At 32.1% G+C, this 321-nt stretch carries 1 protein-coding gene; it reads right to left on the bottom strand.

Annotation, left to right across the window (positions count from 1 at the left end):
• On the bottom strand, nt 1-321 hold a 321-nt coding region (locus tag E0702_RS19160; RefSeq protein WP_165927581.1), incomplete at both ends, for a hypothetical protein.

Here is a 321-nt window from a genome sequence, read left to right as displayed (position 1 = left end):
AATTAGGATGATTTTCATCTATCCTCCATGAAATTTGTGAAAACTTTTCTTTAAAAGCCTCATATGACTCATTAATCCTTTCCTTATCTATCAAAAACTGAGTTGACTGCTGAACGGTATCTTCAAACGATAAATTTTTTGTAGTCAATCCTTTTAAAAAGTTAGCCCTAGTTAGTTTTATTACATCAGGATTGTTTTGCACCCACAGGGTAAAGTCACTAGGTGTTCTGCCCGGTAACTCTGATAGATATTTGAATTTATTTTCAAGATCTTCTATGATTCTGGAGGCTTCATTAAATTTTTCTATATTTTCTGATGTTG

Source organism: Halomonas marinisediminis (assembly GCF_004347715.1).
In the GTDB taxonomy this organism is placed as follows: Bacteria; Pseudomonadota; Gammaproteobacteria; order Pseudomonadales; family Halomonadaceae; genus Halomonas; species Halomonas icarae.
Note: the sequence above shows the minus strand (reverse complement) of the source record. Positions and strands in the feature narration are given on the sequence as shown.